Raw genomic sequence first — 23243 nt, forward strand, 5'->3', positions numbered from 1 at the left:
ACCATGAAACAGGTGTTGAAGATCACCGTTGGGTCGTTCTTTCGCTGGTTACCAGGGGGAGGGGCGGTAGTCCTTGATGAAGCAGCCCCGCAGATCGGTGCCCTCCTCCCCGGCGACGATCGGATGGTAGACCCGGGCCGCCCCGTCGATCAGATCCAAGGGGGCGTGCCAGCCTCCGGCGGCGTGTCGGATCTTGGATTCGTGTGGGCGTTCGTCGGTGATCCAGCCGGTATCCACCGCCGTCATGAGGATGCCATCGGTCTCGAACAGTTCCTCTGCCGAGGTGCGGGTCAGCATGTTCAACGAGGCTTTCGCCATATTGGTATGAGGGTGTCCCGGCCCCTTATAGACCCGGGAGAACTGCCCCTCCATCGCCGAGACGTTCACGATGTACTTGCGTTTGAAGGAGGAGGCGGCCATTGCCGGACGCAACAGGCTCGCCAGCAGGAACGGGGCCGTGACATTGCACAGCTGGACCTCCAGCAGTTCCAGCGCCTCCACCTGACCCAGCGTGTGGGTCCAGCTGTTCACGCTGACCAAGTCCGGGACCAACCCTCCGGCATCGATGGCGGTTCCGGCGGCCACACGGTCCCAGGAGGCCGAGCCTGCGGTCATCGCCAATTCGGCCAGCCGCCCTGGAGCCAACGCCGCCGCCGATTCCACGGCCCCGGTGTCCAAGTCAAAGGCAGCTGCCAATGCCTGGGGGTGGGCTTGTGGTGCTTGTCCTGCGCCCCAGATCTCGGGGCCGCCTTGGGCATAGGTTAGCTCGGGGGCTAGCGGTTGTGCCTCGGATTCAATCAGGTGACGGTAGGCCTCGCCGGAACGACGAACCGTTTGTGCGGCATTATTGATCAGGATGTCCAGGGGGCCGGCGGCGATGAGCTGTTCCGTTAGCGAGACCACCTGCGAGGGATCACGGAGGTCGATCCCGACGATACGCAACCGGTGCAACCAGTCGGCACTGTCATCCAGTGCCGCGAAGCGTCGGGCCGCGTCGGCCGGGAAGCGGGTGGTGATGGTGGTGTGGGCGCCGTCGCGCAGGAGCCGCAAGGCGATATGCATGCCAATTTTGGCGCGCCCGCCGGTGAGTAGGGCTCGGCGTCCACTCAGGTCCACCCGGGCTTCGCGCCAATGCCTGCCCCCGGCGGCGCAATCGGGGCATAACAGATGGTGGAAGGCGTCAACCTTCGTGAAGGGCTGTTTGCAGACGTAGCATTTGCGCGGTTGCTGGTATTCCCCGGCGCTGGAGCCCGCCGAGCTGGTGGAAAGGTCCAGCCCTTCGGTTTCGTCATCCAGACGGTTGGCGGCTCCGGTGGCGGTGCGTTCCATGACTTTCCTGTCGGCCTCCACCACCGCTTGGCGGGCGTCGGTCCGGCGGGCGCGTTTGACCTCCTTGAACATCTTCGCGGTGGCGCGGCGCACGGCGATGAATTGTTCGTTGTCGTCGGGGAGTTCGTGGATGCGCTCGAGGACGCTCAGGCAGGCGGCCAGATCGTCGGCGGCGATGGGGAAGGAATGTTCAGTCATGACGGGAGAACTCTACCGCCCCCACGCCGCGTCCACCGAGTCGGTCTAGGCGTCGATCTGCTGGCCCTTGGACAAGACGGTCAATCCGGATTCGGTGACCAGGAATCCACGCGCCCGATCCACCTCATGGTCCACCCCGATACGGGCCCCGGCAGGGACCACCACGTTCTTGTCGATGATGGCGTGCTTCACCGTGGCTCCGGCGCCGATGACGACGTTGTCGAGCAGGACCGAATCGGTGACCTGGGCCCCGTGTTCGACCCGTGCGTCCGTGGAGATCACGGAGCGGGTGACCGTGCCTCCGGTGATCACCACCCCGGCGGCCAGCAGCGAGTCATGGGCTTCGCCGGGGGTTCCGTTCTTGGAGCGCACGAGTTTGGAGGGAGGTGAGCTGTGGTGGCGGGTGTGGATCGGCCACTCCTGGTTGTACAGATTGAACTGCGGGATCGGGGCGACGAGATCCATATGCGCTTCATAATAGGAATCCAATGTTCCCACGTCGCGCCAATAGCGTATGAGGGAGGCGTCCTCGCCCGGGACCGGATTGGCCGAGAAGTCATAGACCCCGCAATCCCCGCTTTCCACGAAGGCGGGGATGATGTCGGCACCCATATCGTGTTTGGTGTCATCCCGGACGTTATCCGACTCCAGCGCCTCCAGCAGGGCATCCGTCGAGAAGACGTAGTTGCCCATCGACGCCAGGAAGCTGCTCGGATCATCGGGGAGGCCAGGAGTCGAATCGGGTTTCTCGCGGAAGGCGGCGATCCTGCCGGGGGTCTGCGCATCGACCTCGATGACGCCGAACTGGTTCACCTGCTCCAGCGGCTGGCGCACGGCGGCCACGGTGGCGGAAACGCCGGCGGCGACATGGGCGTCGATCATTGCCGAGAAGTCCATCCGATACACGTGGTCGGCGCCGACGACGAGCACGTATTCGGGTTTGGCGTCGTGGATCAGGTTCAGGGACTGGTAGATCGCGTTCGCCGAGCCCAGGAACCAGTCCTTGCCCAGACGCTGCTGGGCCGGAACCGAAGCGACATAGTTGCCCAGTTGGGTGGACATGCGCCAGGTTTCGGAAACATGGCGGTCCAGGCTGTGCGATTTATATTGCGTGAGCACCACGACCCGCAGGTAGCCCGAGTTCACGACATTAGACAACGCGAAGTCGATCAGCCGATAGCTTCCCCCGAACGGCACCGCCGGTTTGGCGCGGTCGGCCGTCAACGGCATCAACCGCTTGCCTTCCCCACCAGCCAGAACCACGACGAGGACTTTTCTTTGGGGCATGCCGACTCCCTAGTGATCGTTCCCTCCCGGCGGAGGTGGCCGCCGGGCTGCACCTTCTGGGATCAGACTATGGCAGAAGTCACTTATGCGGCTACGTTGGTGCTGTGAGAGTAGACATTGTGACCAAGGAATTCCCGCCGGCCATCTATGGCGGGGCGGGTGTGCACGTCGCGGAGCTGGCTCGTGTGCTGGCCCCGCAGACGGAACTGCATGTCCATGCCTTCGGTGCCGAACGCCCGGGGGACTACCACGGGGCGCAGGTGGCCAGCTATGCCGAGCCAGAGGACCTGGCCACCGCGAATCCGGCCGTGGCGACGCTGGGGACCGATCTGCGCATCGTCCCTGCCCTGGCGGGAACGGACATCATCCATTCCCATACCTGGTACGCCAATTTCGCCGGCCACCTGGGATCAATGATGCACGGGGTCCCCCACGTCCTGAGCGCCCACTCCCTGGAGCCGCTGCGCCCGTGGAAGGCCGAACAACTCGGTGGCGGCTATGCGGTCAGCTCCTGGGCCGAATCCACGGCCTATCACGGGGCCGATGCCGTCATCGCGGTTTCCGCGGGAATGCGCCGCGATATCTTGAACGCCTACCCCGGAGTCGACCCGGAACGGGTGCACGTGGTGCATAACGGGGTCGACGTCGACGCCTGGCATCCGGCACCGGACCTGGAGGCCCTGCCGGGGCTTGGCATCGACCCCGAAAAACGCACCGTGGCCTTCGTCGGGCGGATCACCCGGCAGAAGGGGGTGCCCTATTTATTGCGGGCAGCAGCCCTGCTGCCACCGGACGTCCAGCTGGTGCTGTGTGCCGGTGCCGCCGACACCCCGGAATTGGCGGCCGAAGTGGCCGAGCTGATTGCCCGGCTCCGGGCTACCCGCGAAGCCGTCGTCGTGATCGAACGCATGCTCCCGCGTGACGAACTGATTCAGGTTCTCAGCCAAGCGACCGTGTTCGCCTGCCCGTCCATCTATGAGCCGTTGGGGATCGTGAACCTCGAAGCCATGGCCTGCGGCACAGCAGTGGTCGCCAGCGCCGTCGGCGGCATCCCCGAGGTGGTCGCCGATGGCGAGACCGGCCTGCTGGTTCCGCTGGAACAACTCGACGACGCTTCGGGCACCCCGGTGGACGTCGAAGGTTTCGTTGCGGATTTCGGCGCGGCGTTGAACCGTGCCTTGGAGGACCCGGTAGGCACCCAGGCCATGGGAGTGGCCGGGCGGCAGCGGGCCGCGGACCACTTCAGCTGGGACGCGATCGCCGTGCGGACCCTCGAGGTCTACCGCAACGCGATCGACGGGTACCGGCGCTAGGAACACCGGACAGAACGGTTCAGAAAACAGCGGACGACGGCGGTGCTCCCGGAACCCGGGAACACCGCCGTCGTCCGCTGCATCGGTAGGGGCTAGGCGCCGACCTTCTTGCCCTTCGTCGCCGCGGACTTCGCGGCCTTGCGCTTGGCCTTCTCAGCGGCCTTGCGCCGCGCGACCAGGACCTTTTCGTCGATGGGGGCATCGGCCATCGCCCGCTCCCGACGCAGGTACTCCGCCGCCTCGTCCTGACGTTCCGCCTCGATACCCGAGGAGATGTCGGCCCGCAGGTGTTCGGGGCCGTAGCCGAAGGCATCGACCAGATCCTGGGCGTGCGGACGCAGCCGGGCGAGCAGACGGTTGATGTACGGGCCCAACGTGCGGGCCCGCTGGTTGGACAGGCGTCCGTGCATCACGTACCAGGACAGGTCCTTCTCGATGAGCTGCAGGCCGTACAGGTCACGGACCCAGGTCATGATCTGGAGGGTGCCCTCGTCCTCGATTTTGCCGAGGGCCGTGGTGAAGGACTCCCAGAGCAGCAGTTCGGCGTGGGCGCGAGCGGCCTCGATGATCTCGTTCTGGTGCTCGTTGAATACCTTGGCGCCCTCGGCCTGAGGGAGCTTGGCGGCCCCGCGCATGGCATCGGCGACTTCGCCCACGGCAGTGCCGACCCGGTCGGTCAGCAGACCGCGCTGGGTTTCGGCGTCCTTGAGGAAATTCGCCGAGCGCTTTTCCGAACCGGTATCCGAGAAAGTCTGGGCCAGCTGGCGCAGCCCGGAACGGTTGATGGCCACGTTGCCTGCCTGACGGACCACATAGCGAGCCAGGACCCCGGCGTCGAGATGACGGAACTCCTGGGCGTAGTCGGTGAGCAGGCGCTTGGCGACCAGCTGCAGCAGCACCGTGTTATCGCCTTCAAAGGTCACATAGACATCGAGGTCTGCGTAAAGCGAGGTGAAGCGGTTCTTCGTCATGTAACCGGAACCGCCGGTGGCCTCGCGGCACTCCTGAACGATGTCGAGCGCGTTCCACGTGGAGGTCGGCTTCAACGCGGCAGCCAAGGTTTCCAGGTCCTGCCGGTCCTCGTCGGAATCCGCGGTGCCGGAGAACACGCCGTCGAACTTCTCCAATAGTTCCTCATGGGCGAAGGACATCGCGTAGGTGGTCGCGATCCTGGGGATGAGGCGACGCTGGTGGCGCTGGTAGTCCAGCAAGGTCTCCTCCTGCACGGTGGAGGTCGCGTTGAACTGGCGGCGCTGGTGGGCGTAGGTCGTGGCGATCTGCAGAGCCACCTTGGAAGCTGCCACCGCCGCACCGTCGAGGGAGACCCGCCCCTGGACCAGGGTGCCGAGCATCGTGAAGAACCGGCGGCCCGGGCTGGAAATGGGGGAGGTGTAGGTGCCGTCGACGGCGACATCGCCATAGCGGTTGAGCAGGTTGGTCCGTGGGATGCGCACCTGGGTGAAGTGCAGACGGCCGTTGTCGATGCCGTTGAGTCCACCCTTCAAGCCATCATCCTCACCACCGACACCGGGCAGGAAGCCGTTGTCATCACGGATGGGCACAAAGAAGGCGTGGACACCGTGCTTGACCCCGTTGGTGATCAGTTGGGCGAAGACCACTGCTGCGCGACCGTGCTTCGCGGCGTTACCCAAAAACTCCTTCCACGCGGCCCTGAACGGCGTGTGGATGACGAATTCTTCGGTGTCCGGGTCGTAGGTGGCGGTGGTGTTGATGCTGGCCACATCCGAACCGTGTCCGATCTCCGTCATCGCGAAGGCCCCGGGGATGTCCAGGTTCATGATCCCGGGAAGCCACTTCTCGTGGTGTTCCGTGCTGCCCAGGTGTTGGACCGCAGAGCCGAAGAGGCCCCACTGCACACCGGCCTTGATCTGCAGCGATGGGTCGGCGACCACGAGTTCCTCGAAGGCGGCGATGTTTCCGCCGTGGTTATTCGCCCCACCCATCGCCTCGGGGAAGGCGCGCTGGATGGCGCCTTCGTCCACGAGGATGGAGAGCTGGTTGAAGACGCGTTCGCGGTGCTCGTCCATGGACTGGCCCTCGATGCGCTGGAGATCCTCGCGGCCAGCGAGCCGGCGCGAAGTGCGGCGATCTTGCGCCCACTTGCCCAAAAGCTGCTCTCCGAGTGCGGCGACGTCGATGCGGGGTTCTGTCCGGCCGGAGCCTGCGGTGTTCTGCTGGGTCACGTCGTGTGCCTTTCCAATTCAATAGCTTCATTGCTGGGGTGTTGAGACTGTTCGGGGGCACCGGGTGGATGCCCAGTGATTCCGGAAACCAGCCAGGTGGTGATGGTCTCGGTCAATTCAAGTTCGTCGGGTTTGAGGGGGGAGGCGGCGGTTCGTAGCCAGGCTTCGCCGGCGGCTCTGACCATGCCGATCGAGGCCGTCGGCCACAATTCGAGCGCCGGGCTGGTGATTCCGGTGGTGCCGTGGCGGTCGTTGAGATAGGCGTGCATCCGGTCCTTCATCATGGAAGTGATTTCCGCAAAGAAATCATCCAAGGGTGCGTCGCCGGTCTTCTCCGGAACCGGGCGGAAGGGGTCCCTCGCGGTGTCGGTGACGAAGAAGTAGACGTTCGGGGAGGTCTGAGCCATCTGCAGGTAGGCCTTCACCATGGCCCGGAGGCCTGATTCCTCGGTGGTGGCTCGACGGGCGGCATCAACGACTTTGGCGCGCATCTGGCCGATGGCCATTTCGCCCATGGCCTGACGTAGACCGTCCTTATCGCGGAAGTACCGGTAGAAGACCGATTTCGAGGTTCCTGCTGCTGCGGCGAAGTCGTCCATCGAGGCGGAGGGGCCGATGCGGTGGATGACCGAACGGGCTGCTTTGACCAATTCGGTGCGCCGCGATTGACGGTGGGCATCCCAACGGGCGGAGCGCCCGTCGCCGGTGGCGCCCGGTCCGCTGGTTGCGGGGGGCTCTGAAGTGTTCACGATACCCAGCGTATCAGGTACGCTAGGTATCGGTAATCAACTTCACATCGTCAGGAGTCATTCCATGGCCGCACCGGCTTCCCCCGCCCAGTCCCCGCAGACCGGCACCACCGGTCTGCGTCCCGCCGTCGTGATCGGCGGCAACCGCATCCCCTTCGCCCGGTCCAACGGCAAATACTCCACGGCCTCGAACCAGGAGATGCTCACCGCCGCCCTGGACGGTCTGGTGGCTCGCTTCGGGCTGCAGGGTCAGCGCATCGGCGCTGTCGCCGGCGGCGCCGTCCTGAAGCACTCCAAGGATTTCAACCTGGTCCGTGAATCGGTTCTGGGCACTGCGCTCTCTCCGACAACGCCTGCCTACGACGTGCAGATGGCTTGTGCCACCGGCATGGAGGCCATCGGATCCTTGGCCAATAAAATCCGACTCGGACAGCTCGAATCAGGAATCGGCGGCGGAGTGGACACCACCTCCGATGCGCCGATCGCCGTCAGCGAGGGACTGCGTGCCGTCTTGCTGGAACTGACCCGGGCCCGCACTTTGCAGCAGCGTCTGACGGCCCTGTCGAAGTTCCGTCCCAAGGATCTTTCCCCCGCAGCGCCGGGTACCGGGGAGCCCCGCACCGGACTATCGATGGGCGACCATCAGGCGGTCACCACGGCTGCTTGGGGCATCACCCGCCAGGCCCAGGACGAACTCGCCCTGGCCAGCCACAAGAACATGGCGGCAGCCTACGACCGGCACTTCTTCGATGACCTCATCACCCCGTTCCGTGGCGTGACCCGGGATACGAACCTGCGTGCTGACAGCACCTTGGAGAAGCTGGGTAGCCTCAAGCCTGCCTTCGGCAAGAACCTGGGAGACCGGGCCACGATGACTGCAGCGAACTCCACCCCGCTGACCGATGGAGCTGCCGCCGTGCTGATTGGCTCGGAGGACTACGCCCGCGAACACGATTTGCCGATGCTGGCCAACTTTGTGGACTTCGAAGCGGGCGCCGTGGACTTCGTCAACGGCGAGGAAGGCCTGCTGATGGCCCCCGCCTACGCGGTACCCCGCCTGCTGGCCCGCAACGGCCTGACACTGCAAGACTTCGACTTCTACGAGATCCACGAGGCCTTCGCCGGTACGGTCCTGAGCACCCTCGCCGCCTGGGAGGATCCGGACTTCTGCCGGGAAAAGCTGGGCCTCGACGCCCCCCTGGGGTCGATTGACCGCAGCCGATTGAACGTCAACGGTTCCTCGCTGGCGGCCGGCCACCCGTTCGCCGCCACCGGCGGACGCATCGTGGCCACCCTGGCCAAGATGCTGCATGAGAAGGGTTCGGGCCGTGGCCTGATCTCCGTCTGCGCAGCCGGCGGTCAAGGCGTCGTCGCGATTTTGGAGGCACGCTAATTATGGCCGACAACTACTTGAAGCTCGTCAACACCGGCATCACTCAGCAGCTAGCCAAGACGCTGGGGCTTCCACGGCCCTCGATCTTGCGCCGCTATCAGCCCGGCAAGCCGCTGGTCCCCGGTCCGGTCGTCGTCCTGGGCGCCGGCTCTGCCGCTCACGACCTGACGGAGACGCTGCTGGGCTGGGGACTCGATGTCCGCCGCCATGCGGGAGGGCCCGAAAAACTCGGTGCGCTGATTCTGGCCTTGGACGCCGTGGAAGCCCCCGGCGATCTTTCGGCCGTCGCCCTGGAGGCAGGAGCCGCGTTGCGTAGCCTGCTGCCCGGTGGGCGGGTGGTCTCCATATCACGTCCCCCCGTCACCGCCGACGAACCGGCACGTTCGGCAGCGCGGATGGGCGTGACCGGCTTATTGCGATCCTTGGGCCGTGAAATGCGTGGCGGTGCCACCGCCAACGGCATCCTGTTGGCAGAAGGCGTCGGCGCCGCAGCCCCCTCGGCGGCAGCTGCCCTGCACTTCCTGCTCTCCGGACGCAGTGCCTACGTCGATGGACAGTTCATCGCCGTCGAATCCGAACGCGGTGTCCTGCCGGGGGACTGGGACCAGCCGTTGGCCGGAAAAGTCGCCGTGGTCACCGGTGCCGCCCGAGGCATTGGTGCCGCCATCGCCCGGACCCTGCACCGTGACGGTGCCACGATCGTCGCCGTTGACGTCCCCCAGGCCGGGGAATCGCTGGCGGCCGTGGCGAACGACGTCGGTGGGACGGCCTTGCAGCTCGATATCACCCGGGACGATGCCGCAGCAGTGATCATGGAGCACGCCGTGGGGCGCCATGGGCACCTGGACATTGTCATTCACAATGCCGGAATCACCCGCGATAAGCTTCTGGCCAACATGGATGCCTCCCGGTGGGATTCGGTCATCGCGGTGAACATCGAATCGCAACTGCGGATGAACGAAGCGTTCCTGGCCGCCGACCTGCCCGGCCTGCGGATCGTGTCGCTGGCCTCCACCAGCGGCATTGCCGGGAACCGCGGCCAGACCAACTATGCCGCCTCGAAGGCCGGCGTGATGGGCATGGTCGCCTCCACGGCGTCGGCGATGGCCGAACGCGATGGGGGCATCAACGCCGTCGCACCCGGTTTCATCGAGACCGAGATGACCGCGAAGATTCCCGTGGCGACCCGGGCCGTGGGGCGGATGCTGTTGCCCTCGCTGATGCAGGGTGGCCAACCGCTCGACGTGGCCGAAGCCATCGGCTTCCTGGCCTCCGACGCCGCCGGGGGGATCAACGGGCAAACCCTCCGGGTCTGCGGACAGTCACTGGTGGGCGCATGAGTCGCCGCCTCGTCCCACTGGATGCCGTCCCGGCGCTGCCCAGGCTCTATGCAGAGGCGGTGGCGCATCAGGTCCGCAACCAGCTGAGCCGGTCCAAGACCGAACTGGTACTGCCCGAGGTAGAACACAGCGTCCACGGCGTGGTCGCCGACCAGTCGCGGTTGGAGGCCTACCAGCAGTTGGTCGGAGATACCGTCCGGCCCCATCTGCCGAGCGTTTTCATCCACGGCACGGTCTTCCCGGTGGCCATGTCCGTGTTGGCTGCGCGTGACTTCCCTTTGCCCCTGCTGGGGATGGTCCACCTGTCCAACCAGGTCGAGCATCTGCGCCCGGTGGGTGTCGATGAGGTCCTGGCTGTGCGGGCGTGGACCGAGAAGCTGCGCGACCACCAGGCCGGCACTCAGCTGGACGTGGTGTGCGAGGTCAGCGTCGGAACAGAAATCGTTTGGGTGGGCACCTCCACCTACTTGGCCAAGGGCATCTGGGCCGGTCAGCGTCCAGAACGCCGGGGCCAGCGGGCCGAGTTCGTCCCGCCACGGCAAACAGGCGCCTGGCGTCTGGGGCCGGGAACCGGACGTGAATACGCTGCCGTGCTGGGGGACTACAACCCCATCCACCTCGGGGCCCTGCCGGCCAAGGCGCTGGGCATGAAACGCCAGATCGCCCACGGCATGTTCCTTGCCGGCAAGGCGCTGGCCCAGACGGCTCCGCTCGAGGGCGGATACCACTGGGACATCGTGTTCGAAGCCCCCGTCCTACTGCCGTCCACGGTGAGCTTCGGGGTGGTCACAACCGGGAAGCTGCTGAGCTTCGAGGGCTGGAATGCGAAGAAGGGGCGCCGGCATTTCCAAGGAGCCGTGCGCGCCCTCTAGGGAACTGCCGACCCGGCCGGGGTAACCCTGCCGGCGCGGAGCCCCGGGCTCGGAATTCGGGCTCGGGCGTGACGGTGGTTTGTTGTTGGTGGAATCCGGCACCAAACCACCGGCCGGGGCTAGGGGCGTCGGGTCGATCGACGGATCTGGAAACCCGCCAGAACGAAGACGATGCCAAAGACGATCACGTAGGCGCCGACCACACCGAGGAATCCGATGATGCCAACCCCCGGGGCGACCACCAGGAGCAGCCCGAAGAGGATGGCCAGGATTCCGGAGACCAACCCCGCCCACCAGTAGGGCGTCGTCCTGCGGGCAGCGATGGCGACGACCACTTGGGTGATGCCCAGCAACAAGGCCCACGCGCCGACGATCAGAGCCACGGCCAACGCCGTCAAGCCGGGGGCGATCAGTGCAAGCAATCCGGCCAGGATCGAGATGATGGCACCGGCCAGGATCCATCCCGAGTGGCGCCGTGCCGTCGGGCCTCGTCGCGCGCTGAACCATTGGGAGCCGGCAGCCACGCCATCGACGATCGCATAGATGCCAAAGAGGACCACGAAGAACACGACGGTCACCTGCGGCCAGACCAGCACCATGATGCCGAACACGATGGACACCACACCACGCCACAACATGGCATTGCCCACGGACTGGGACGGGGAAACGGTCGCGCTCTTGGCCACTTCTACCTCTTTTCAATGAAACCTCAGGGCTCCGGAACGGGGGGAACCGTGCCGACCCATCAGACTATCCCAGCAGGAAAAAGATGACGAGGGACTTCTCTCGGGTGGGGCCGATAGGGCACCAACGCGCCCGCAGGGTCAGGTGGCTACCTCGGCCGAATCACTAGCAGCCTTGGCGTAACTGGCCCGGGTCGCTGTTGCCGTATGAACCCAACTGAATCCATGGGACCGCTCCACGGCCGTCTTGCCCATGTGTGCGATCTCCGTCCGGTGCGTCGCCGCATGGGTGATGGCCTCGGCCCAGCTCTCGGCCGAGAGGTCGGGGACGAGGACCCCGGTGGAACCATCGGCGACACTATGACGCAAACCACCGACGTCATGAGCCAACACCGGGGTGCCGCAGGCCTGAGCTTCCATGGCCACCAAGCCAAATGACTCGCTATAGGAAGGCACGGCCACCACATCGGCGGCCCGGAACCAGGCAGCGAGCTCATGGGCCGGAGAAGGTGGGAGCAGATGGGCGATCTGATGAAGCTGCTCCTCGTCGATCAGCCGCGCCAAGTCCAGGTCCTTCGAACCACTGCGGGAACCGATGATTGCCAGTTCGACCTCGATATCCGGACGGGTACGGGCCAGCAGCCCGAGGGCCCGCAAAAGGACTTGGGGACCCTTGAGTTTCTGGATACGTCCAGCAAAGACCAGACGCAATGGATCGATGGCTGGACCCGGAGTATGTCCTGCCTCGGCGATCCACATCTGCGGGCCTGCGGGATGGAACGTCGACAGATTCACGCCCGGAACCACGAGGTCGATACGGGCACGTTCGGCACCGTAGTCGTTGACCAACTCATCAGCCTCGGCCCGGCTATTGGCCGTCAGGCGCGTGGCCTGACGGGCCAAGAGGGTCTCTGCCTCAACCCGGCTGTCCGTTTCCTCGGCATCTTGCTGGAGCCGGCGTTTGACCTTGGCCAAGGTGTGCATGGTGTGCACCAAAGGCACCTCCCAACGCTCCGCCAGTTCCAGCCCGACGAGGCCTGACATCCAATAGTGGCTGTGGATGATGTCGAAGGGGCCATAGTCCCCGTCGGCGATCGACGCGGTGATCTCCGGCAGGTAGGCCGGCAGGCCCTCCTTGGCCACCGGCCCATCGGGGCCCGCCGGAATATGGTGGACGGTCACCCGCTCGTTCAAGAAAACCGGTGGGGTGTTCCGGGGGCCCCGGGTGAAGATCTCCACGATCAGCCCGGCGGCTGCCATGGCTTGCGCGACCTCACGGACGTACACGTTCATCCCACCGGCATCACCCGAACCCGGCTGGTCCAACGGAGAAGTATGGAGGCAGAGCATGGCCACGCGCAGTGGATGCGATGTCGCGGCTGCCGGTGAAGGGGCGGCCGTGTCGGTGGCGTGCGTCATGGAGGTCCTGGAAGAGAGCAATGGAGAGTGGCCGGGCGTTCCCTTGAAGAGTAGTCCGAACCGTCGGCCGGGCACTACTTTTGGCTGTCGTCGGCGTCCTGGGCACTCTCGATCTTCAGAACTGCTGCCTTCACGAGGGCCTCAATATCAGCCGGTGTCGTGTCTTCATCGATCTTCTGCGGGAACCAATCACCGCAGTGGTCGACCACATCGTGGACTGAAAGAGGCGGTTTCAACTCCTCGGTCTGGGGATTTTCGGCAGCGCTAAGGTGCGCGTCCAAGGCCCCTTGTAGGAAGCCCAGCTCGACGTCGTTCAACAGGCGGGACTTACGAGGCTTCGGATGGCCTTCATGAGCCTCAGTCGCCTCAAGGTCCTCGTTGGTGTAGGCGAGGCAGAGCTGGCTGAGGGTCGGCGGAACCGTGGTTCCTGGATCCGGGGTAGGCGTCGGCTTGTCCGGGGTGGGAGTCGGAGTGGGCGTTGGTTGAGGCGGCAGGGTGTTCGGCGGTGTGGGTTTCGTCGTGGGTTTCTTAGTCGGCGCCGGGGACTGGACCGGGCCTGCGGGCGGGGTGGTCTTCGGGGGAGCCGCGGTGCTCGGCGCCGCAGCACTCGGCGTGGTGGGCGTCTGCGCAGGTTTCTTGTCCTTCTGCTGGGGAGGCTCGGGATCCTTCGTCACCTGCGACGGTGTGGGTGCCGTGGATGGCGTGGGCCTGGCCGTTGCCATGGGCTTCGGCGTCCTCGGGGCTTTCGGCGCGGGTCCGGCAGCGGTAGGGGTCTTCGAAGCGGCAGCGGTGGAGGGCTGAGCATTCTGACGTACGGGGGGTGGTGGGGTGGAGCCTGAAGCTGTCGTGTTCGTTGACGGACGGGGCGAGGGAGCCGGGGAGAGGCGGCTTTGGGCGATCTGGCGCAGTTCCTGTCCGGAAACCGGACGTTTCTGACCCGGCAGCAAGGGGAGATACTTTGCCGGGTCGACCCATTTGCCGTTGAGGTAGACCTCAAAGTGCACGTGACAACCCGTGGAGTTCCCCGTCGTGCCGGAGAGAGCCAAAAGGTCACCCTGCTGCACACGCTCACCCTTGCTGGCCACCAGCAACGAATTGTGGCTATAGGCGGTTTCGACGCCGCTTCCGTGATCGACGCGGACTCGTTGACCCGAATGTCCGGCCCACGCCGATTGGACGACCCGACCAGCCGCCGCCGCCCTGACCGGGGTGCCGCACGCGACACCGTAGTCCTGACCAATGTGGATATAGGATCCGGGGCCTGTGGGATTCAAACGCCAGCCGAAGCCACTGGTGATCCGGGTGCTTTCCACCGGTGCGGAGAGGGTCAGGCCACCGGGCAGCAACCCTGTGGGGCCGGTGGTGACGTGGTCCACGCCGCGGCGTGAAGGAATGCCCTCCCCATCGGCAGGACTGCCGTCGGGGCTGACGCTAGAAGTGATTTCCGGCTGGTAGCCCGGGGACCACTCCATGCCGGCACTGCCGGAACCTGCGGTTGGATCCCGCAATGGGGACGTTCCGGCGACCATCGCGAAAACGGGCTGCACGGAACTGCTGGGTTGAGCGTCCGAAGAAGGGGAACTGGTCGGAGGCAGCGCAGCGTTCGGTGCTGGAAGGCTGCCAGCAGCGGGTGCGGTGCCGAGGAGAAGGGCCCCAGCTGTGGCCAGACCCAGCCACTTAACCAGGGAACGTTTGACGGTAGAACGTCGCGGGGCGTGGTGATGCTCTGGCTGGTGCTCGTGCACCCGTGCACCCATGTTTCCCCCGAGTGGTTGGCCCCGTTGCCCACATCGCGACACCCATCTCTCGCGCGGAGCGTGGTGGACCTTAGGCTACCCCTGCGCGTGGGTTTGGACCAGAGGTCCGAGAAGCCCGAGAAAAAGCCCGGATCCTGGAAGTGGCCGGACGGCGACGTCGAGCACCTTGTTCCTGGGCATGAAAAAAGCCCCGGAATTCCGGGGCTTATTTCGTGCGCGGAGGGGGACTTGAACCCCCACCCACTATACGTGGACTAGCACCTCAAGCTAGCGCGTCTGCCTATTCCGCCACCCGCGCAGGTGGTGCGATGCGACCGGTTCGGAAGACTCGTTGGACTTCCTGCCCGGCGAAAGCAGCGAGTAAGACTCTAACATGTCGGTGGGGCAGTTCCCAATTCAACCCTCTTTGCTTGGGTGACTAGGCTGGGACCACCCGAACAACCCGGAAGGTCAGGTCATGACTGAGCTAGGAAACCATGGTGCTGCAGGCATCACGGCAGCCGACGAAGTCGAAGAAATTTGCCGGACGTTGATCCGTTTCGACACCAGCAACTTCGGCGGCAACGAGGCCCGCCCCGAACGGCCCGCAGCCGAGTATGCCGCCGAGTTGATGGCCGGGGGAGGACTTGACCCGAAAATCTATGAATCCTCCCCGGGCCGGGCGAGCGTCGTGGCACGGATGGAAGGCCAAGATTCCTCACTGCCGGCGCTCGTGGTCCACGGCCACCTCGATGTGGTCCCCGCGCAGGCCGAGGACTGGAGCGTGGATCCCTTTGCTGCCGAGGTCAAGGACGGGCTGATCTGGGGCCGTGGAGCCGTGGACATGAAGGACATGGACGCCATGATCCTGGCCGTGCAGCGACAGATGCACCGTGAAGGGGTGAAACCCAAACGCGATATCATCTTCGCCTATTTCGCCGACGAGGAAGCCGGCGGGACGTACGGGGCCGGATGGATGGTCGAGAACCACCCTGAGGTCTTCGCCGGCGCGGGTGAGGCCATCAGCGAAGTGGGCGGCTTCTCCTCAACCGTCGGTGGGCGACGAGCCTATTTCCTGCAGACGGCAGAAAAGGGTCTGCACTGGCTCACGATGCATGCCGGTGGCCGAGCAGGGCATGGTTCGCAGATCAACGACGAAAACGCGGTGACCCGGCTGGCCGGAGCCATCAGCCGCATCGGTGGATACGAGTGGCCGATCGAATACACCAAGACGACACGGGCGCTGATGGAAGGGGTCTCCGAACTCACCGGCATCGAATTCGAGGAACAGAACCCGGGCCCGTTGCTGGACGCCCTGGGCAATGTTTCCCGATTCGTTGGCGCCACCTTGCAAAACACCTCGAACCCGACGGCCCTGAAATCCGGGTATAAGCACAACGTCATCCCCGGTGCCGCCGAGGCGTTTCTCGATTGTCGGACCCTGCCCGGACGCGATGAATTGCTGTACGAAACCCTGCGAGAACTAGCAGGTGCCGGCGTGGATTTCTCCACCGAGCATTCCGATACGTCCTTGGAGGTCCCCTTCTCGGGGACGTTGGTGGACAATATGGTCGCTTCGATCTCGGCCGAAGACCCGGGGTCGGTGGTGTTGCCGTATATGCTCTCCGGCGGCACCGATAACAAGTCGCTTTCCCGGCTAGGAATCACCGGCTACGGATTTGCGCCGCTGCAGCTCCCCGACGACCTGGACTTCACCAGCATGTTCCATGGCGTGGACGAACGAGTTCCGGTGGAGGCCTTGAAGTTCGGTACTCGGGTCCTCTCCCGGCTGCTGCGCACCTACTGAAGCGCACCACAGCCCAACAGGTGGCCGGGCTGGGATGGGGGGCAGGGAACCCGTCCCGGCCCCACCGCGAAGGTTCTCAGCTAGGGAAGGTGTCCAAGGTGCTGGCCACCCGCATCACGCGGCGACGCATCCAATAGCGACGCATGCCGCCCATATAGATCCGCGTGGTGCGGAGTTCCCATTTACCGTATTCGGCGTGCTCGACGATTTCGCGACGGGCATCGGCGATCGACTGGCCGGGACGAACCGTGAGAACCAGGTATTCGAAGCCCGCCGAGTGGTCGGTGGTCTTCCGGGCTGCAGCTGAGGAGTTTTTCATCATCTTCTCTCCATTCTGCTCGCTCTACGGGTAACGTCTAGACCATGAGCACAGATCCGCGTGTTGCGCTTCAGGCACTGGTTGCCTCGTTTGAAGAACATCTCTCCGCCGTGGCCTCACGACGGGGCGATGACGACCCCGCGGTGGAGAGCGCCGCCTACCGGATGATGGACGCCTTTGAGGAGTACGAAGACTCCCTCTACGACACCTATGGCGAAGTCACCCCCTTGGATGTCTACGACGACAGCGACGATGACGACCTCGACGACGATGACGATGACGATGACGACGGTATGGATGACTCCGGCGACGGGGAAGACCCCGCGGAGACGGACGACCGTCCCTGATCCAGCGTTCTTCCATGCGGCACGCGCCACATAAGTGGTCCCGGTGCGCCCGGGGTGAAGTAGTGTTTCACGCGTGAATTGGTTTGAAGCGGCCTTTTTGGGCCTGATCCAGGGACTGACCGAGTTCCTTCCTATTTCCTCCAGCGCCCACCTGCGCATCGTGGGGGAATTCCTGCCCAATGCGGCCGACCCGGGGGCCGCCTTCACCGCGATTACCCAGCTCGGCACGGAAACCGCCGTCGTCATGTTTTTCTGGCGTGACATCGTGCGGATCATCGGCGCCTGGTTCAAAGCCATCGTCGGAAAAATCCCGCATAGCGACCCCGATGCCCGGATGGGCTGGCTCATCATCGTCGGTTCCCTGCCCATTGGTGTGCTGGGGCTGCTCTTCCAAGACGATATCGAGACGACCTTCAGATCACTGTGGCTCGTGGCGACCATGCTCGTGGTCTTCGGCGTCTTCCTGGCCATTGCCGACCACTACGGCAAGCAGAAACGTGAGCTGAAGGAACTGTCCGTCAAACACGGCATCTACTTCGGTCTAGCGCAGGCGCTGGCCCTGATCCCCGGCGTCTCCCGCTCGGGCGGAACCATCACCGGCGGTCTCCTCATGGGCTACACCCGTGAAGCAGCGGCCCGCTACTCCTTCCTGCTGGCCATCCCGGCAGTCTTCGCCTCCGGCTTGTTCCAGGCCTTCAAAAGCTTCGGCGAACCCAGCGTCTACTCCGGCGGGGAAACGATCCTGGCCACCGTCATCGCCTTCGCCGTCGGATTTGTGATCATCGGCTGGTTCCTGAAATACGTTTCCACCCACAGCTACAGTGTCTTCGTGTGGTACCGGATCGCTTTGGGTCTGGTGCTGTTCGTCCTCCTGGGTTTCAACGTCATCAACGCCTGATTCCCCCATCCATACCCCGCTTTCGAAAGGCCGATCCTTCGTGCACGCATGGCCCGCGCCCAGTATTCCCACCCTCCAGGCAACCCCTCCACCGTTGCGGATCTTTGACTCCTCGACACGAGAACTCGTGTCCCCTGACACGAAGAAGCAGGCAGGGATGTACGTCTGCGGGATCACACCCTACGACGCCACCCATATGGGGCACGCCGCCACCTATGTGGCCTTCGACCTGCTCAACCGCTTCTGGCGGGACGCCGGGTTGGAGGTCACCTACGTACAAAACGTCACCGACGTCGACGACCCGCTGCTTGAACGCGCCACCGAAACCGGCGTCGACTGGATGGACTTGGCCGCAGGGCAGACCGACCTGTTCCGCGCCGACATGGAGTCGCTGAACGTCATCCCCCCCGAACACTATGTTGGTGCCGTCGAATCGGTCTCCTGGATCGTGCCGGTCGTGGAGAACCTGCTCACGGCAGGGCTGGCGTACCGGGTGCCCGGTGCCGGGGATGAGCCCGACGGCGATATCTACTTCGACTCCGACGCCGCCGCCTCGGACGTCTGGCGGCTGGGCTCAGTGAGCGGGTACGACCAGGAGACCATGGCCACGTTCTTCGCAGAACGTGGCGGTGATCCCGAACGAGCCGGTAAGAAGAACACGCTGGACCCCCTGCTGTGGCGGATGCGCCGCCCCGACGAACCCTTCTGGGACGGGGCCAGCCTCGGTGAAGGCCGCCCCGGCTGGCATATCGAATGTTCGGTGATCGCCCGGCGTTTCCTGCCGGCCCCGTTCACCGTCCAAGGGGGCGGAACCGACCTGATCTTCCCGCACCACGAATTCTCGGCAGGCCATGCCACGGCCGGGGACGGCAAACCGTTGGCCGAACACTATGTCCATACCGGAATGGTGGGCCTGGACGGCGAAAAAATGAGCAAATCCTTGGGCAATCTGGTGTTGGTCTCCAAATTGCGCGCCGCAGGGGAGAACCCCATGGCCGTTCGCGCCGTCCTGGTGGGCCAGCACTACCGCTCCGATTGGGAGTGGACCGAGGAACTGCTGGACGAAGCGAAGAACCGCCTGGTTGCCTGGCGGGCCCGGGCTGCCGGTACGACGCCGGAACGTGCTGAGGCACTCGTGTCACAGCTGCGTAGCCACCTGGCCGACGACCTGGATTCGCCCTCGGCATTAAAGGCCCTCGACGAGTGGGCGTCCGAAGGCCCCGGAAACGATCCGACAGCTCAGGGAAGCGCCACGGTCCTGGCCGCCTTGGATGCGCTGTTGGGCTTGAAGCTGGCCTAGCAGCAGGCCTGGTGCGCGGGGCTTCGGGCCCTGCGCGCAGATGAAACGCTAGCCGTCAGTGCCGCCGTCGCGCCGTTTCAAATAACGTTCAAATTCCCGGGCTATCGACTCACCGCTGGCTTCGGGCAGCTTGGTCGCGTCCTGTGACTCCTCGAGTTGCTGCACATAGGCGGCAACCTCAGGATCCTCCTCGGAGAGCTCATTCACGCCCCGCTGCCAGGCCTCGGCCTCCTCGGTGAGCAGCGTGAGATCGAAGGAGGTGTGGAGCACTTCCTCGAGCTGGGTTAATAACGCCAAGGTCGCCTTGGGCGAGGGGGAGTGGCCCACATAGTGGGGGACCGCAGCCCAGATCGACAGGGTGGGTAGGCCCGCGGAGTCGGAGGTTTCCGCCAAGACCCCCAGGATCCCTGTCGGGCCCTCATAGGTGGTCCGTTCGGCACCGAGGAGCGCACGCAGATGCCCGTCCTCACTGGTGATGCTGGCCGGCAGTGGCCGGGTATGGGGGACATCGGCCAAGAGTGCGCCCACCAGCACCACTGCCTTCACGTTCTGCAGTTCTGCCTGGGTCAGCAGCTCGGCGGTGAAGGCTTGCCAACGATAGGTCGGTTCCGTCCCGCGCACCAAGAGCAGGTCGACCCCCGTACCGGGGATCTGCGCGCGAAACATGCGGGTGCTGGGCCAACGGATCGTGCGTTTGCCTGCGGCATTGCGCCGGACCGACGGGCGGGAATATTGGTAATCGTAGTAGTCGTCTTCCGAAAGCTCGGCAACCTTCTTTGCCTCGAAGTGCCGGGCCAGGAAGCGTAAGGAATCGCTGGCGGCCTCACCTGCGTCATTCCAGCCGCCGAAGGCGACCACCATGATGGTGGGCCGCCTGCCGCCGGTTCCCGGACGCGCCTCGGCCGCAATCAGCTCGGTGAGCGAGCCCTGCGATTCATTATTCTCAGCCACGCTCTCACCCTAACGCGAACGGTGGCCATGGCAACGTGCCCGCCCACGTAGAATCGAGGCATGAGTGCCTTCCCCACCCGCGCCCCACGTACCACGAACGTTTTCGACGCCCACGACGGGCTACAAGCCGTGCTCTGGGACATGGACGGGACCATCGTCGATACCGAGCCGTATTGGATTGCTGCCGAGAAGGAACTGGTCCACCGCCACGGTGGCACCTGGAGCGATGAAGAGGCCCAGGCACTGATCGGTCAGGCCCTGCCCACCAGTGCGGCGATCCTCCGTCAGGCCGGCGTCGACCTTGAAATCCGCGAGATCATCGACGAAATGACGGCGAGCGTGGTGCGCGGCCTCAGCGAGAACATGGTCTTCCGTCCAGGAGCCCGGGAGCTGTTGGGCGATCTTCGCGCCCACGGGGTGCCGTGTGCGCTGGTCACCATGTCCGAGGGGCCGATGGCGCAACTCGTCGCCGACTCCCTGCCCTCCGGAACCTTCGAATTCTTGATCACCGGGGATATGGTCCCCGCCGGCAAACCCGATCCGGCACCGTATCTCTTGGCCCTGGAGCGGATGGGACAGCACGTTACCTCGCTGCAACGACACCGGGCGGTCGCGATCGAGGACTCCGATCCCGGAGTGCGTTCGGCGGCGGCCAGCGGGACACCGACCGTTGCGGTCCCCCATTTTTCGACCCTGCCCGAGACCGGAAACTGGACGGTCTGGCCGACGCTTGATGGTGTGACCGCCGGAGACTTGGACTCCTTCGTGGCCCCCGCAGGAGACGCCGGATGAGCGGTCCCGCGCAGCCAACAGGCCAGCACAACGCCCCGGTCCCCGGCGAGGAGAAAACCCGCCGACCGGGAATCCCGTTGGGGCGCATCGGTGGGATCCCCGTCTACCTGGCCTGGTCATGGTTCCTGATCGCCGCTTTTATCCTGCTGGTCTTCACCCCTGATGTGATGCGGATCCTGCCGGGGATCGGTTGGGGCGCCTACGCCGTCTCCTTCGGCTATGCGGTCCTGCTGGCCGTGTCGATCCTGATCCACGAGCTAGCCCACGCGCTCTGTGCCACCGCCTTCGGTTGGCCCAATGCCCATATTGTGCTCACCCTGTGGGGAGGACATACCCAGTTCGGGTCCTTCCATGCCACCCCGGGCAAGTCCCTGCTCGTGGCGCTGGCCGGGCCGGCAGCGAACTTCCTGTTGGCCGGACTGGGCTACCTGGCCATCGTGAACCTGGAGCCGGTGGGGGTGACCGGACTGCTGCTGACCATCCTGGTCTGGGCGAATCTGCTGGTCGCCATCTTCAACATCCTGCCCGGGTTGCCGCTGGACGGCGGCCGGCTGGTGGAATCCGCCGTCTGGGCCGGTACCGGTTCACAAGAGAAGGGCACCGTGGCTGCCGGGTGGGCAGGCCGGATCATCGTGATCGGTCTGGGGATCTACTTCGTGGTCCTCCCCTTGTTCAACCGGGAACCGATCAACCTGCAGGTCACCATCATCGCGGTGCTGCTCTGCGGATTCCTCTGGGTGGGGGCCACCGGGGCCATCAACGATGCCAAAATGCGGTTGCGCCTGCCACGGATCGGCGCCGGTGAACTGATGGAGCCGGCCACTGCGCTGCCCAGCACAGCCGTCGTCGCCGACATCGACCGCAGATTAGCCCACTATCCAGGCCACCTCCTGTTGTGTTCCTCCGCAGGCCGGCCCGAAGCCGTCGTCGACCGGGCCTCGGTGGCCTCGGTCCCCGGAGCACTGCGCGCCACCACCGGGGCAGGGACCGTGGCCCGGGCCCTGGCACCCGGAGCCGTGGTGGCGGTCAGCCGTTCGGGACGGGACCTGGTCACCTATCTGGCCAGCCTGGATGGCAGCGAATATGCGGTCGTCGACGACAGCGGCAGGATCGTGGGCCTGCTCCTGCAGCGGACCGTCGTCTCCGCCATCACCGGCAAGAAGGCCGGCTCATGAACCACCCCGTCAACGGAACGAGCACCAGCATGAACGAAACCCCCCAGCAGCCCGCAGCACCGCATGGTGCCGCCCACCGTCGCGGCCCTTTCGCCCCGGGGGACCGGGTCCAGCTCACCGATGAGAAACGCCGGATGAACACCGTGACGCTGACTCCCGGCGGCCAGTTCCACACCCATCGCGGGGTACTGGACCACGACGCGTTGATTGGCCAGCCCGAGGGCATCGTGCTGGAAAACTCCGAGGGTCGGCGCTACCAGGCCTTGCGTCCGCTGCTCAAAGACTTCGTGCTCTCCATGCCCCGCGGTGCAGCAGTCGTCTACCCCAAGGACGCCGCCCAGATCGTCACGATGGGCGATATCTATCCGGGAGCCCGCGTCCTGGAAGCCGGTGTCGGTTCCGGGGCCCTGTCGATTTCCCTGTTGCGGGCCGTGGGCGACGGCGGTTACCTGCACAGCATTGAACGCCGTGCCGAATTCGCCGAGATCGCCCGCGGAAACGTGGAAACGATCTTCGGCGGCGAACACCCCGCCTGGAACATCACCATCGGAGACTTCCAGGACCAGGCCACCGCCACGGAGGAAGCCGGTTCCATCGACCGCGTTGTCCTGGACATGCTGGCCCCCTGGGAATGCGTGGACTCCGTGGCCACCGTGCTGGCACCCGGAGGTGTCTGGGTGAACTACGTCGCCACCGTCACCCAGCTCTCCCGCACCGCCGAGGCCATCCGCGCCGACGGCCGCTTCACCGAACCCGAATCCTGGGAATCGATGGTCCGCGGTTGGCACCTGGACGGGTTGGCTGTCCGCCCGGACCACCGCATGGTCGCCCATACCGGCTTCCTGCTCACCGCCCGCCGGCTCGCCGACGGGGCCGCCGGCATCCCGGGTCAGAAACGCATGAAGAACACCGAGTTCGCCGCCGAGGACCTGCACGCCTGGACCAAGGAGCACGACGACGCAGCCTGGGATGCGCCGGGGCTGGGCGAACGCGGGGTGTCGGATAAAAAACTGCGTCGGGCCGCCAAGGATGCCAAATCAATGAAACAACGCGGCGCTTTCCGTGATGCCGACGGCAACGGCCTGGACCCGGCCGACTTCCCTGAACCGACCCCTGAGGTGTGAACCGCTG

General features: G+C 65.1%; 20 protein-coding genes and 1 tRNA gene. 11 read left to right on the forward strand and 10 right to left on the reverse strand.

What is annotated here, in order from left to right:
* Window positions 1-48: 48 nt before the first annotated feature.
* Both FM101_RS14890 and glgC read right to left on the reverse strand, forming a co-directional pair.
* Window positions 49-1527: an SDR family oxidoreductase gene (locus FM101_RS14890; RefSeq protein ID WP_087001056.1), complete on the reverse strand. Its 1479-nt coding sequence runs from the start codon at window positions 1525-1527 to the stop codon at window positions 49-51.
* Between the two features lie 45 nt (window positions 1528-1572).
* A complete protein-coding gene (gene glgC / locus FM101_RS14895) occupies window positions 1573-2814 on the reverse strand; it encodes a glucose-1-phosphate adenylyltransferase (protein WP_087001058.1) in 1242 nt (413 codons plus the stop codon).
* 104 nt (window positions 2815-2918) lie between these two features.
* Here glgC and glgA point away from each other — a divergent pair, with 104 nt between their 5' ends.
* On the forward strand, window positions 2919-4127 hold the full coding sequence (glgA, locus tag FM101_RS14900) for a glycogen synthase (RefSeq protein ID WP_087001060.1): 1209 nt from the start codon (window positions 2919-2921) through the stop codon (window positions 4125-4127).
* A 92-nt stretch (window positions 4128-4219) separates the two neighbouring features.
* Here the strand turns inward: glgA and FM101_RS14905 are convergent, their stop codons facing one another.
* Window positions 4220-6331: an acyl-CoA dehydrogenase gene (locus tag FM101_RS14905; RefSeq protein WP_241895165.1), complete on the reverse strand. Its 2112-nt coding sequence runs from the start codon at window positions 6329-6331 to the stop codon at window positions 4220-4222.
* Window positions 6328-7080: a TetR/AcrR family transcriptional regulator gene (locus FM101_RS14910; protein ID WP_087001064.1), complete on the reverse strand. Its 753-nt coding sequence runs from the start codon at window positions 7078-7080 to the stop codon at window positions 6328-6330. Before FM101_RS14910 ends, FM101_RS14905 begins: the two co-directional genes overlap by 4 nt.
* 64 nt (window positions 7081-7144) lie before the next feature.
* Between FM101_RS14910 and FM101_RS14915 the strand changes: the two genes are divergently transcribed.
* Genes FM101_RS14915 through FM101_RS14925 form a run of 3 tightly spaced genes read left to right on the forward strand, consistent with a single transcriptional unit; the run spans window position 7145 to window position 10685 of the window.
* Complete coding sequence (locus FM101_RS14915; protein ID WP_087001066.1) at window positions 7145-8473, forward strand: acetyl-CoA C-acetyltransferase; 1329 nt, start codon at window positions 7145-7147, stop codon at window positions 8471-8473.
* Between the two features lie 2 nt (window positions 8474-8475).
* Window positions 8476-9813 (forward strand): 3-oxoacyl-ACP reductase, encoded by a 1338-nt coding sequence (locus FM101_RS14920; RefSeq protein ID WP_087001068.1) that lies wholly within the window; start codon window positions 8476-8478, stop codon window positions 9811-9813.
* Window positions 9810-10685, forward strand: a complete 876-nt coding sequence (locus tag FM101_RS14925) for a MaoC family dehydratase (RefSeq protein WP_087001070.1) — start codon at window positions 9810-9812, stop codon at window positions 10683-10685. Before FM101_RS14920 ends, FM101_RS14925 begins: the two co-directional genes overlap by 4 nt.
* A 119-nt stretch (window positions 10686-10804) precedes the next feature.
* On the opposite strand, the gene FM101_RS14930 is transcribed toward FM101_RS14925, so the two are convergent.
* The 4 genes from FM101_RS14930 to FM101_RS14945 form a co-directional block, all read right to left on the reverse strand.
* Window positions 10805-11371, reverse strand: coding sequence for an HdeD family acid-resistance protein (locus tag FM101_RS14930; protein ID WP_087001072.1), 567 nt, complete (start codon window positions 11369-11371; stop codon window positions 10805-10807).
* A 138-nt stretch (window positions 11372-11509) separates the two neighbouring features.
* The gene (locus tag FM101_RS14935; protein WP_087001074.1) at window positions 11510-12787 is read right to left on the reverse strand and encodes a glycosyltransferase; all 1278 of its coding nucleotides are present in this window, start codon (window positions 12785-12787) and stop codon (window positions 11510-11512) included.
* Window positions 12788-12861: 74 nt separating this feature from the next.
* Entirely contained in the window at window positions 12862-14259 is a 1398-nt protein-coding gene (locus FM101_RS14940) for a M23 family metallopeptidase (protein ID WP_241895164.1), read from the reverse strand.
* 498 nt (window positions 14260-14757) lie between these two features.
* Window positions 14758-14842: transfer RNA gene (locus tag FM101_RS14945), tRNA-Leu, on the reverse strand.
* A gap of 159 nt (window positions 14843-15001) precedes the next feature.
* On the opposite strand from FM101_RS14945, the gene FM101_RS14950 reads away from it, so the two are divergent.
* Window positions 15002-16330: a M20/M25/M40 family metallo-hydrolase gene (locus FM101_RS14950; RefSeq protein ID WP_087001079.1), complete on the forward strand. Its 1329-nt coding sequence runs from the start codon at window positions 15002-15004 to the stop codon at window positions 16328-16330.
* A 76-nt stretch (window positions 16331-16406) separates the two neighbouring features.
* On the opposite strand, the gene FM101_RS14955 is transcribed toward FM101_RS14950, so the two are convergent.
* A complete protein-coding gene (locus FM101_RS14955; RefSeq protein ID WP_428844172.1) occupies window positions 16407-16652 on the reverse strand; it encodes a DUF5703 family protein in 246 nt (81 codons plus the stop codon).
* A gap of 41 nt (window positions 16653-16693) precedes the next feature.
* On the opposite strand from FM101_RS14955, the gene FM101_RS14960 reads away from it, so the two are divergent.
* From FM101_RS14960 to mshC, 3 genes are all read left to right on the forward strand, one after another.
* Complete coding sequence (locus tag FM101_RS14960) at window positions 16694-16996, forward strand: hypothetical protein (RefSeq protein WP_087001081.1); 303 nt, start codon at window positions 16694-16696, stop codon at window positions 16994-16996.
* 73 nt (window positions 16997-17069) lie between these two features.
* Window positions 17070-17894: an undecaprenyl-diphosphate phosphatase gene (locus tag FM101_RS14965; protein ID WP_087001083.1), complete on the forward strand. Its 825-nt coding sequence runs from the start codon at window positions 17070-17072 to the stop codon at window positions 17892-17894.
* Between the two features lie 40 nt (window positions 17895-17934).
* Window positions 17935-19194 (forward strand): cysteine--1-D-myo-inosityl 2-amino-2-deoxy-alpha-D-glucopyranoside ligase, encoded by a 1260-nt coding sequence (gene mshC, locus FM101_RS14970; protein ID WP_087001085.1) that lies wholly within the window; start codon window positions 17935-17937, stop codon window positions 19192-19194.
* A gap of 48 nt (window positions 19195-19242) precedes the next feature.
* Here the strand turns inward: mshC and FM101_RS14975 are convergent, their stop codons facing one another.
* Window positions 19243-20106: a PAC2 family protein gene (locus FM101_RS14975; protein ID WP_241895172.1), complete on the reverse strand. Its 864-nt coding sequence runs from the start codon at window positions 20104-20106 to the stop codon at window positions 19243-19245.
* A gap of 99 nt (window positions 20107-20205) precedes the next feature.
* Between FM101_RS14975 and FM101_RS14980 the strand changes: the two genes are divergently transcribed.
* The 3 genes from FM101_RS14980 to FM101_RS14990 are packed head-to-tail and all read left to right on the forward strand — an operon-like array spanning window position 20206 to window position 23236.
* Window positions 20206-20937: an HAD family hydrolase gene (locus tag FM101_RS14980; RefSeq protein ID WP_087001086.1), complete on the forward strand. Its 732-nt coding sequence runs from the start codon at window positions 20206-20208 to the stop codon at window positions 20935-20937.
* Window positions 20934-22112, forward strand: a complete 1179-nt coding sequence (locus tag FM101_RS14985) for a site-2 protease family protein (protein WP_087001088.1) — start codon at window positions 20934-20936, stop codon at window positions 22110-22112. The genes FM101_RS14980 and FM101_RS14985 overlap by 4 nt, the downstream gene beginning before the upstream one ends.
* Window positions 22113-22141: 29 nt before the next feature.
* Window positions 22142-23236 (forward strand): tRNA (adenine-N1)-methyltransferase, encoded by a 1095-nt coding sequence (locus FM101_RS14990; RefSeq protein ID WP_087001188.1) that lies wholly within the window; start codon window positions 22142-22144, stop codon window positions 23234-23236.
* Window positions 23237-23243: the final 7 nt, after the last annotated feature.

Origin of the sequence: Arthrobacter rhombi, assembly GCF_900163545.1 — a bacterium.
GTDB classification, from domain to species: domain Bacteria; phylum Actinomycetota; class Actinomycetes; order Actinomycetales; family Micrococcaceae; genus Arthrobacter_H; species Arthrobacter_H rhombi_A.

Coding starts and splice junctions, on each gene's coding strand:
- FM101_RS14890 (WP_087001056.1), bottom strand. CDS start 1,527: ATGACTGAACATTCCTTCCCCATCGCCGCCGACGATCTGGCCGCCTGC.
- glgC (WP_087001058.1), bottom strand. CDS start 2,814: ATGCCCCAAAGAAAAGTCCTCGTCGTGGTTCTGGCTGGTGGGGAAGGC.
- FM101_RS14915 (WP_087001066.1), top strand. CDS start 7,145: ATGGCCGCACCGGCTTCCCCCGCCCAGTCCCCGCAGACCGGCACCACC.
- FM101_RS14920 (WP_087001068.1), top strand. CDS start 8,476: ATGGCCGACAACTACTTGAAGCTCGTCAACACCGGCATCACTCAGCAG.
- FM101_RS14925 (WP_087001070.1), top strand. CDS start 9,810: ATGAGTCGCCGCCTCGTCCCACTGGATGCCGTCCCGGCGCTGCCCAGG.
- FM101_RS14935 (WP_087001074.1), bottom strand. CDS start 12,787: ATGACGCACGCCACCGACACGGCCGCCCCTTCACCGGCAGCCGCGACA.
- FM101_RS14940 (WP_241895164.1), bottom strand. CDS start 14,259: ATGGAGTGGTCCCCGGGCTACCAGCCGGAAATCACTTCTAGCGTCAGC.
- FM101_RS14950 (WP_087001079.1), top strand. CDS start 15,002: ATGACTGAGCTAGGAAACCATGGTGCTGCAGGCATCACGGCAGCCGAC.
- FM101_RS14955 (WP_428844172.1), bottom strand. CDS start 16,652: ATGATGAAAAACTCCTCAGCTGCAGCCCGGAAGACCACCGACCACTCG.
- FM101_RS14960 (WP_087001081.1), top strand. CDS start 16,694: ATGAGCACAGATCCGCGTGTTGCGCTTCAGGCACTGGTTGCCTCGTTT.
- FM101_RS14980 (WP_087001086.1), top strand. CDS start 20,206: ATGAGTGCCTTCCCCACCCGCGCCCCACGTACCACGAACGTTTTCGAC.
- FM101_RS14985 (WP_087001088.1), top strand. CDS start 20,934: ATGAGCGGTCCCGCGCAGCCAACAGGCCAGCACAACGCCCCGGTCCCC.
- FM101_RS14990 (WP_087001188.1), top strand. CDS start 22,142: ATGAACGAAACCCCCCAGCAGCCCGCAGCACCGCATGGTGCCGCCCAC.